This window comes from Kitasatospora sp. NPDC059827, assembly GCF_042731675.1.
In the GTDB taxonomy this organism is placed as follows: Bacteria; Actinomycetota; Actinomycetes; order Streptomycetales; family Streptomycetaceae; genus Kitasatospora.
The window spans coordinates 69,389-78,279 of the sequence record NZ_JBHWIV010000006.1 but is presented as its reverse complement, the minus strand read 5'-3'; the positions used below and the strand labels follow the sequence as shown (position 1 = coordinate 78,279).

The following is an 8,891-nucleotide window of genomic DNA, read 5'->3' as shown; positions in this document are numbered from 1 at the left end:
CACCGAAGCCGAACAGCACGCCACCGAACTGCGCACCGAGGTCGAGCAGTACGCCGCCGACCACCGCGCCGAGGCCGACGAGCTGCTGGAGCGGGCCGGCACCGCCGCCGAGCAGCGCCGGGCCGAGGCCGCCCAGGACGCCAAGGCCACCCGCGAGAAGGCCGCCGCCGAACTGGCGCTGGCCGACGAGCAGGCCGAGACGGTCCGGGCCGAGGCCGGCCGGGAGCTGTCCGAGGCCCGCGCCGCCGCCGACGCCATCCGCGCCGAGGCCACCGCCGAGCTGGAGCAGGCGCGCGCCGACGGCCAGGACGTGGTGGCCGCCGCCCGGGCCGAGGGCGCCGAGCTGGTCTCCACCGCCGAGGACGAGGCCGCCGAGGTCCGCCAGTCGGTGGCCGGCCTGCACGAGGCCGCCGCCGAGCAGATCGCCGCGCTGCGGGCCACCGCCGAGCAGGACGCCGCGGACACCCGCGAGCGGGCCGAGCAGGACGCCACCGAGGTGCGTGAGCTCGCCGAGCGGGAGACCGCCGAGCAGCGCGAGGCCGCCGACCGGTACGCCGCCGAGGTGCGTGAGCTCGCCGAGCGGGAGACCGCCGAGCAGCGAGAGGCCGCCGACCGGTACGCCGCCGAGGTGCGCGAGCTCGCCGACCTCGAAACGGCCGAGCTGCGCGCCCGGACCGAGGCCGAGACCGCCGCCCTGCGCGAGCGGACCGAGCTGGAGCTCACCGCCGAGCGCGAGGCCGCCGAGGCCGAGCTCGGCCGGCAGCGGGCCGAGGCCCAGGCCTACGACGAGCAGCTGCGCGCCGAGGCCGACGCCGAACTGCGGGCCGCCCAGGAGGCCGCCGAGCAGCTGCGCGCCGACTCCGAGGCGCAGGCCGTCCGTACGGTCGCCGAGGCCGACGCCCAGGGCCGGCGGGCGATCGCCGACGCCGAGGAGCTGGCCGCCGGGCTGCGCGCCGAGGCCGAGGAGTACGCGCTCGCCACCCGCACCCTGGCCGACGAGTACGACGCCTCCACCCACGCCCGCGCCGACGCCTACGACGCACAGACCCGGGAGGCCGCCGAGCAGTTCGACAAGGCCACCCGGGACCGCGCCAAGTCCGTGCTGGAGAAGGCCTTCGCCGACGCCGAGTCGCTCGGCGAGGACGCCCAGACCACCGCGCTGGCCACCACGGCCGCCGCCGAGGAGCAGGCGGACGCGATGGTCGCGGCCGCCCGCAAGGAGGCCGACCGGCTGGTCGCGGCCGGCGAGGCGGCCGGTCAGGCCGAGGTCGAGAAGGGCCGCTCCGACGCCGACGTGCTGCTCGCCGAGGCCCGCCGGGACGCCACCGCGATCCGCGAGCGCGCCGAGGAGCTGCGCGAGCGCACCGACGCCGAGGTGGAGGCGCTGCACGAGCGGGCCCGCAAGGAGAACGCGGCGGCGATGAAGTCGGCCGGCGAGCGGGTGGACGCGCTGGTGACGGCCGCCCAGGAGCAGCTGACCGAGGCCGAGGAGCAGGCGGTGGCCACCGTCGCCGAGGCCGAGGACCGCGCCGCCGCCCTGGTCGCGGCCGCCGAGGACCGGGCGTCCGAGCTCACCTCGGAGGCCTCCGCGGAGGCCAGCAAGGTCCGGCTGTCCGCCGTCCGCAAGGCCGAGGGCCTGCTCAAGGAGGCGGAGACCAAGCTCGCCAACTCCACCGACCGGGCCGAGTCGCTGATCGAGAAGTCCGAGGCGAAGCTGCGCGCGGCCGAGACGGAGGCCGAGGAGCGCCTCGACGGCGCGGCCGCCGAGGCGGAGAAGCGGCTGCGCGACGCCGACCGCACCGCGGACGAGCAGATCGAGCTGGCGAAGGCGGAGGCCGAGCGGCTGATCGCCGAGGCGAAGGCCGAGGCCGAGCGGGTCACCGGCGAGGGCCGGCGCGAGCTGGACGAACTGGTGCGCCGCCGCAAGGACATCAACACCGAGATCTCCAGGGTCCAGGACGTGCTCTCGGCGCTGGAGGCGTTCGAGGCACCGACACCGGTCGCCCAGGTCAACGGGGGAAGCAACACCAAGAAGGACGGGGGCGCCAAGGCCGGTGCCGGAGTTGGCTCCCCCCGGTCGGGTGGCAATCGTTCCAAGAACGCACCACCCGATTGAGCGGACATTGACGGTCATTGTCCGTGAGACGACGGCATTTCGCCGTCGACACTCCGGTACCGTGTCAGGATTCCCTCAACCACCTCAGCGGTTTGACGACAGGAAGCCCAGAGTCCCATGAGCGACAGTCACTCCCCTCACGGCTTCGACCTGGTACGCCGTGGGTACGAGCGCGCCCAGGTCGACGAGCGGATCACCAAGCTGGTGGCCGACCGTGACAGTGCCTTGACCCGGATCAGTGCACTGGAGAAGCGCATCGAGGAGCTCCACCTCGAAACCCAGACCGCCCAGGCGGCGGTCGCCGAGCAGGAGCCCTCCTACGCCGGTCTCGGCGCCCGGGTCGAGAAGATCCTGCGGCTCGCCGAGGAGGAGGCCAAGGACCTGCGCGACGAGGCGCACCGTGCTTCCGAGCAGCACCGCGAGCTGGCCGAGGCCGCCGCCCAGCAGGTCCGTACCGAGGCCGAGAACTACGCCAAGGACCGCAAGGCCAAGGCGGAGGACGAGGGGCTGCGGATCGTCGACAAGGCGAAGAGCGACTCCGCCCAGCTGCGCGCCGAGGCCAACAAGGACGCCCAGAACAAGCGTGAGGAGGCGGACGCCCTCTTCGAGGAGACCCGCACCAAGGCCGCCCAGGCCGCGCTGGAGTTCGAGACGAACCTGGCCAAGCGCCGCGAGCAGTCCGAGCGCGACCTGGCCGCCCGTCAGGCCAAGGCCGAGAAGCGCCTGGCCGAGATCGAGCACCGGGCCGAGCAGCTGCGCCTGGAGGCCGAGAAGCTGCGCACCGACGCCGAGCGCCGGGCCCGCCAGACCGTCGAGACGGCCCAGCGCCAGTCCGAGGACATCGTGGCGGACGCCAACGCCAAGGCGGACCGCATCCGCAGCGAATCGGAGCGCGAGCTGGCGGCGCTGACCAACCGTCGCGACAGCATCAACGCCCAGCTGACCAACGTCCGCGAGATGCTGGCGACGCTGACCGGCGCGGCCGTGGCCGCCGCCTCGCTGCCGAACGACGACACCATGGGCGTGCCCGCCCAGCAGTCGCGCTGACGCAGCCGCCGGCACAGCCGCCGACGCGGTCGTACGACAGGCCCTCACCCGCCCGGGTGAGGGCCTGTCGCGCGTGCGGCTGTCACCACCTCGGGGGCATTTACCGGGGGTAGGCCCCGTCCGGCCGCTGGTACCCGCTGCTGAGCTGGTTGCCCTCGTCGTCCGACACGGTGCCGTACCAGGAGGTGCACCAGACCGACACCGAGTCGGGCCAGTACTGCACCTCGAAGGGGTGCCCGGACCCGTAGTCGCCGTACGAGGTGACGATGAAGGTCTCGCCGGGGCGCAACCAGTAGTCCTCGCCCAGCGGCTCCAGGGTCAGCTCCACCAGCCCCTCGCCGCGGTTGGTCACCGGCATCCGGCCGGTGACCTCCAGCGCGGAGAAGTCCCAGCCCGCCTCGTCCGGGCTCATCCGGCGGCCGCCCGGGCGAGCAGCCGGCGCGCGGCGGCGTCGAACGCGCCCGGGGACTCCAGGGCGCTCAGGTGGCCCACGCCGGGGACGACGGTCAGCTCGGCGTCCGGGCGGGCCCGGTGCATCAGTTCGGCCTCCTCGGGCGCCACCAGGGCGTCCAGGGCGCCCGCGAGGAACGTCACCGGCACCCGGAGCCCGGCCAGCACCTCCAGGGAGTCAGGACGGGCCGCCATGGCCCGCTGGGCCCAGGCGACGGAGGCGGGCGGCGCGGCGGCCACCATCGCCTGCACCCGCTCCACCAGGTGCTGGGAGTCGGGCCCGAGCTGCCCGGCCGCGACCCGCTCGTCCAGCAGCAGCTGGACGCTGCCCCGGGCGGTCACGGCGGCGGCGATCCGCTCCCGGTCGGCCCGGGTGGCGTCCCGGTCCGCGGTGGCGCGGGTGTTGGCCAGCAGCAGGCCGGACAGCCGGTCCGGGTGGCGGCGGGCGAAGGCGAGCGCCACGTAGCCGCCCATGGAGAGCCCGCCGACCACCGCGCGGTCGATCCCGGCCGCGTCCAGCAGCAGCGCCAGGTCGTCGGCGACGAGGTCCAGCGAGGGTTCGTCGGCGCCCAGCTCGGTCCCGCCGAAACCCCGCTGGTCGGGGGCGAGCACCCGGGCCTCGTCCCCGGTCAGTCCGGGCAGCGCGTCCAGCTGGGCGGACCACATCGAGGCGTTCAACGGAAAGGCGTGCAGCAGCACGAGGGGTGTTCCGGTACCGCTCTCGCGGACGGACACTGCGGAGGGGAGCTGACTCATGCAGCCACCGTATTGCGGCACGCCCGACGGGCCCACTCAGCGGGCCGCGATATCCGCTTTGTCCTAGCCTGCCAGAGAGCAAGGGAGCGCCAATGATCGAGTTGCACGACCTGACGAAACGTTACGGCAAGACGCTCGCGGTGGACCGGCTCAGCTTCTCGGTCCCGCAGGGAGTGGTCACCGGCTTCCTCGGCCCCAACGGCGCGGGCAAGTCCACCACCATGCGCATGATCCTCGACCTGGACCGCCCCACCAGCGGCCGGGTCACCCTCGACGGCAAGCGCTACGGGCAACTCAGCGAGCCGCTCAAGTACATCGGCGCCCTGCTGGAGGCCAAGGCCGTCCACCCCGGCCGCACCGCCCGCGACCACCTGCTCTGGCTCGCCCAGAGCAACCGGATCCCGACTAGCCGGGTGGACGAGGTGCTCGCCCTGGTCGGCCTCACCCCGGTCGCCCGCAAGCGCGCCCGCGGCTTCTCCCTCGGCATGGGCCAGCGCCTGGGCATCGCCTCCGCCCTGCTCGGCGACCCGGAGATCGTCATGTTCGACGAGCCGGTCAACGGCCTCGACCCGGAGGGCATCCTCTGGATCCGCAACCTGATGAAGCGCCTGGCCGGCGAGGGCCGGACCGTCTTCGTCTCCTCCCACCTGATGAGCGAGATGGCCGTCACCGCCGACCACCTGGTGGTCATCGGCAGGGGCCGGCTGCTCGCCGACCTGCCGATGCCGGAGTTCATCCGGCGCAACTCCCGCTCCGCCGTCCGGCTGCGCACCCCGCAGCCCGAGCGCCTGCTCGACGTCCTGGCCGGAGCCGGACTGCGGCACGAAGCGGGCCCCGACGGCTCCTACGAGGTGGTCGACGGCGACATCGCCCGGCTCGGCGAACTGGTCTCCGCGCACGGCGTGGTGCTGCACGAACTCAGCCCCCAGCAGGCCTCGTTGGAGGAGGCGTTCATGCAGATGACGGCGGACTCCGTGGAGTACCACGCGGGCGACGGCCCCGGCCGGGACGCCGCCGGCGCGCCCGGCACCTGGGGCGCGGGCTGGCAGACGGACGGCGCGGCGCCGACCGCGGCGGCGCAGCAGGAGGAGAACTGAGATGACGTCCTTCCCGGCGATCCTGCGCTCCGAGTGGACGAAGATCCGCAGCGTCCGCTCCACCGTCTGGACCCTCGCGCTGGCCTTCGTGGTCACCGTCGGCATCGGCGCGCTGCTGTCCCTGCTCACCAACAACAACTTCACCGAGTTCAGACGCCACGAGGAGACCCCGTTCGACGCCACCGGCACGGCCTTCTCCGGCATCATGCTCGGCGAGCTGGCCATCATCGTCTTCGGGGTGCTGGCGATCGGCAACGAGTACAGCAGCGGCATGATCCGGGTCACCCTGGCCGCCGTCCCCCAGCGCGGCACCCTGCTGGCCGGGAAGGCGACGGTGCTGGGCGGGCTGGCCCTGGCGGTCTCGCTGGTGACCGCCTTCGTCACCTTCTTCGTGGGCCAGGCGCTGCTCGGCCCGCACTCCACCGACCTGGGCGAGCCGAACGTGCTGCGCGCGGTGCTCGGCGCCGCGCTCTACCTGACGATGCTCTGCCTGTTCTCGGCCGGCGTCACCGCCATGCTGCACAACCAGACGCTCGCCCTGGGCGTGCTGGTGCCGTTCTTCTTCCTGCTCTCGCCGATCCTCTCGGCGGTGCCGAAGGTCAAGACCCTGGCCCACTACTTCCCCGACTACGCCGGCTCGCGGATGCTGCTGGTGTACGAGCAGAACGGCCAGCCGTACGGGCCGTGGGCGGGCTTCACGATCTGCCTGGCCTGGACCGCGGCCGCGCTGATCGGCGGTGCGCTGGTGCTCAAGAACCGGGACGCGTGACGGCCCGGCGGACTCAGTGGCGCGGAGCGCCGCGGCCCCGCAGCACGTTGGAGGCCCGGCGCTCCCGCGCTCCCCAGCACGCCCGGTGCCAGTGCCGCCGGTCGTCCACCCCGGCGCCGTGCATCGGCCAGGCCACCACGTGGCCCACCCCGGGCGGGATCTCCTGGTCGCAGCCCGGGCAGCGGTAGAACCGTCCCGACGTCCCGGCGACCGTCTGCACCACCCAGTCGTCACCCTGGTAGTTCTCGGTGCGGCGCAGCGATCCGCCGAGCGGGGCGGCGGCCGGTTCGGCGTTCTCGCGGTCGGCGGCGCTGTTGATCCGGTTGCGGCGGGGCACGGCGGACTGCCTCTCTTCCGGGGGCTCGAAGTCGCTCCAGCCTACGGGTGTCAAACCCTTTTATTGGCCCCTATCACGGCTTCGGCCGACCCGTCCGGGGTTTTTGCCGAGATCCACCCGATCATCGGGGAAATTCGGGGTTCCGCGTGCCATTGGCACATGACATCGGATACCCACGAGTGGACAGGCGGGGCCCGCAGACCCTGCGTGCACCCGAGGAGGCCCCCAGGATGACCAAGACCAGCCCGCGCGCCGAGACCCGCCGACCCGTCGGCGTGCGCCCACCCGCCCCGGGCCCGGCGCTCACCTGCGTACCGCCGCTGGCCGTCACCGGCGAACCGCTGACCGCCGCCCAGCGCACCGGCGCACTGCCGCCGGACACCGCCCCGGTACGGGTCGGCGCGTTCCTGTTGTCCGCGCAGTTCCCCGGGCAGAGCCACGGCGAGGTGCTGGAGCGCACCGTCCGGGCCACCGTCGAGGCGGAACGCGCGGGCCTGGACAGCGTCTGGCTGGCCGAGCACCACTTCGTCCCGTACGGGGTCTGCCCGGACGCCGCCACCCTCGCCGCGCTGCTGCTCGGCCGCACCCGCCGGATCGGCATCGGCACCGCCGTCAGCGTGCTCTCCACCAGCCACCCGGTGGCGCTCGGCGAGCAGGCCGCGCTGCTGCACCTCACCTCCGGCGGGCGCTTCACGCTCGGGGTGGGCCGCGGCGGACCGTGGATCGACCTGGACGTGTTCGGCAGCGGCGTGGACGCCTTCGAGAACGGCTTCCCGGAGCGGCTGGACCTGCTGCTGCGCTGGCTGCGCGGCTCCCGGGTCGGCGCGGACGGACCGCAGTTCTCCTTCCCCGAGGTCGCGGTGGTGCCGCGGGCCACCGAGCCGGTGCGCCGGCCGGGCCTGGGCAGTTGGCTGGGCCTGGACGAGCCGACCGGCCCGGTGCGCTTCCCCCGCCAGCGCCAGGACGCCGACGGCCTCGCCGAGGAACGCGACCGCACCGGACGGCCGGTGGCCGGCCCGCCGGTGGTGGTCGCCTGCACCTCCCCGGGCGGGGTGCGGCTGGCCGCCGAGCGCGGCCTGCCGATGCTGCTCGGCATGCACTCCGGCGACGAGGACAAGGTGCGGATGCTGGAGCTCTACCGCACCGCCTGGCTGGCCGCCGGGCGCGGCGAGGAGCAGCTCCGCCGGGTGACCCGCCAGCACGTCGCGGCGGGCGTGGCCCAGGTGGACGACCGCACCTCGGCGGCCCGGGCCACCCTGCTGAACGCGATGCCCGGCTGGTTCGAGTACGGGCTCGGCGCCCACCGCACCGTGGACGGCCGCGAACGCAAGATGCGCGACCCGCACCAGTACACCGAACTGCTCTGCGACCTGCACGCGGTGGGCACCCCGAAGCAGTGCGCCGACCGGCTGCTGGCCACCGCCGAGCGCACCGGCATCCGCCGCTTCGCCCTGCTCGCGGAGGGCAGCGGCGACCGCGAGGCGACCCTGCACAACATCGCCCGGCTCGGCTCCGAGGTGCTGCCGCAGCTGTGCTGACCGCCGGCCCGGACCGCCGCCCCTCCCCCCGCACCGGGGGACGGGGACGGCCGGCTCCGGCCGGATCAGCAGTCCCGCAGCTCCTCGGACTGGTTGAGCAGCTGCTCCCGGACGGAGGTGAAGCGGTCGTACCGCGCCTCGTTGGCCTCCGACGGCACGAACACCGCCACCCGGTGACAGTTCTGGAAGGCCAGCCGGACACCGAAGTGGCGCTGCAGGGCGCCCCGGATGGCATCGCTGGCCAGGGCGCGCAGCAGCTGGCCGCGGGCCTGCTCGCTGGGCGGCGGCACCTGGTTGTCGGCGAAGTCGGTACCGTCGACCTTCGCCTGGGCGACCAGCGAGCTGATCAGGTCCCAGGCGTACGGCAGCGAGACGCGGACGCAGTCGACGAATTCCCGCTCGTCGACCTCGCCCCGCTCGGCCTTTTCCAGCAGGGCCGGTGAGACGTCGAGCGACATGGATTCTCCTCTCGCGGTCCACCCGCGCGGCGCCCGGGTGGTCGTGCGTAGTCCAAGCTCACAGTGAGGGTGGGCGAAATCGCAGGAGGTGTCCGGAACACCGTCGGACGGGGGTTTCCGGCACCTGTTGCGAAGGCGGCGGCGCCACGGGACGTGACGTCCTGAACACCGACCGCGTCAGAACAGCGTGGCAGTCAACGGCGGAGCAGGCCGGTCGTTCCTATGGATTGCTCCGGAAATACGCCGTGGTGCACCAGATTGGCCTGATCCCGTCGGATCGTTCATCTGAAGTCTCCATCCCCGTTGACAGCGACCCCGCATCC

The 8,891-nt window shown here is 73.8% G+C and carries 8 protein-coding genes and 1 pseudogene; 5 read left to right on the top strand and 4 right to left on the bottom strand.

Going from position 1 to position 8,891, the window contains the following annotated elements:
* Together ACFV8H_RS05820 and ACFV8H_RS05815 are read left to right on the top strand one after the other, a co-directional pair.
* Nucleotides 1-2,116: pseudogene (locus tag ACFV8H_RS05820) on the top strand (hypothetical protein); the annotation flags it as partial.
* 117 nt (nucleotides 2,117-2,233) lie between these two features.
* Entirely contained in the window at nucleotides 2,234-3,163 is a 930-nt protein-coding gene (locus tag ACFV8H_RS05815; RefSeq protein WP_188306039.1) for a cellulose-binding protein, read from the top strand.
* Nucleotides 3,164-3,263: 100 nt separating this feature from the next.
* Here the strand turns inward: ACFV8H_RS05815 and ACFV8H_RS05810 are convergent, their stop codons facing one another.
* Together ACFV8H_RS05810 and ACFV8H_RS05805 are read right to left on the bottom strand one after the other, a co-directional pair.
* A complete protein-coding gene (locus ACFV8H_RS05810; RefSeq protein WP_375892945.1) occupies nucleotides 3,264-3,575 on the bottom strand; it encodes a hypothetical protein in 312 nt (103 codons plus the stop codon).
* Nucleotides 3,572-4,369: an alpha/beta fold hydrolase gene (locus ACFV8H_RS05805; protein WP_375892947.1), complete on the bottom strand. Its 798-nt coding sequence runs from the start codon at nucleotides 4,367-4,369 to the stop codon at nucleotides 3,572-3,574. Before ACFV8H_RS05805 ends, ACFV8H_RS05810 begins: the two co-directional genes overlap by 4 nt.
* Nucleotides 4,370-4,461: 92 nt before the next feature.
* On the opposite strand from ACFV8H_RS05805, the gene ACFV8H_RS05800 reads away from it, so the two are divergent.
* Both ACFV8H_RS05800 and ACFV8H_RS05795 read left to right on the top strand, forming a co-directional pair.
* A complete protein-coding gene (locus ACFV8H_RS05800) occupies nucleotides 4,462-5,466 on the top strand; it encodes an ABC transporter ATP-binding protein (RefSeq protein WP_380396775.1) in 1,005 nt (334 codons plus the stop codon).
* Between the two features lies 1 nt (nucleotide 5,467).
* Nucleotides 5,468-6,235, top strand: a complete 768-nt coding sequence (locus ACFV8H_RS05795) for an ABC transporter permease (RefSeq protein ID WP_380396773.1) — start codon at nucleotides 5,468-5,470, stop codon at nucleotides 6,233-6,235.
* Nucleotides 6,236-6,248: 13 nt separating this feature from the next.
* Here the strand turns inward: ACFV8H_RS05795 and ACFV8H_RS05790 are convergent, their stop codons facing one another.
* Nucleotides 6,249-6,572, bottom strand: a complete 324-nt coding sequence (locus ACFV8H_RS05790) for an ATP/GTP-binding protein (protein ID WP_375892951.1) — start codon at nucleotides 6,570-6,572, stop codon at nucleotides 6,249-6,251.
* 230 nt (nucleotides 6,573-6,802) lie between these two features.
* Here ACFV8H_RS05790 and ACFV8H_RS05785 point away from each other — a divergent pair, with 230 nt between their 5' ends.
* Nucleotides 6,803-8,110, top strand: coding sequence for an LLM class flavin-dependent oxidoreductase (locus ACFV8H_RS05785; RefSeq protein WP_380396771.1), 1,308 nt, complete (start codon nucleotides 6,803-6,805; stop codon nucleotides 8,108-8,110).
* 65 nt (nucleotides 8,111-8,175) lie between these two features.
* On the opposite strand, the gene ACFV8H_RS05780 is transcribed toward ACFV8H_RS05785, so the two are convergent.
* Nucleotides 8,176-8,568 (bottom strand): SCO5389 family protein, encoded by a 393-nt coding sequence (locus tag ACFV8H_RS05780; RefSeq protein ID WP_350504362.1) that lies wholly within the window; start codon nucleotides 8,566-8,568, stop codon nucleotides 8,176-8,178.
* Between the last annotated feature and the right edge of the window lie 323 nt (nucleotides 8,569-8,891).

What these genes read in the sequence shown, in the direction of transcription:
- ACFV8H_RS05815 (WP_188306039.1), top strand. Translation starts at nt 2,234, where the DNA reads ATGAGCGACAGTCACTCCCCTCACGGCTTCGACCTGGTACGCCGTGGG.
- ACFV8H_RS05795 (WP_380396773.1), top strand. Translation starts at nt 5,468, where the DNA reads ATGACGTCCTTCCCGGCGATCCTGCGCTCCGAGTGGACGAAGATCCGC.
- ACFV8H_RS05810 (WP_375892945.1), bottom strand. Translation starts at nt 3,575, where the DNA reads ATGAGCCCGGACGAGGCGGGCTGGGACTTCTCCGCGCTGGAGGTCACC.
- ACFV8H_RS05780 (WP_350504362.1), bottom strand. Translation starts at nt 8,568, where the DNA reads ATGTCGCTCGACGTCTCACCGGCCCTGCTGGAAAAGGCCGAGCGGGGC.
- ACFV8H_RS05785 (WP_380396771.1), top strand. Translation starts at nt 6,803, where the DNA reads ATGACCAAGACCAGCCCGCGCGCCGAGACCCGCCGACCCGTCGGCGTG.
- ACFV8H_RS05800 (WP_380396775.1), top strand. Translation starts at nt 4,462, where the DNA reads ATGATCGAGTTGCACGACCTGACGAAACGTTACGGCAAGACGCTCGCG.
- ACFV8H_RS05805 (WP_375892947.1), bottom strand. Translation starts at nt 4,369, where the DNA reads ATGAGTCAGCTCCCCTCCGCAGTGTCCGTCCGCGAGAGCGGTACCGGA.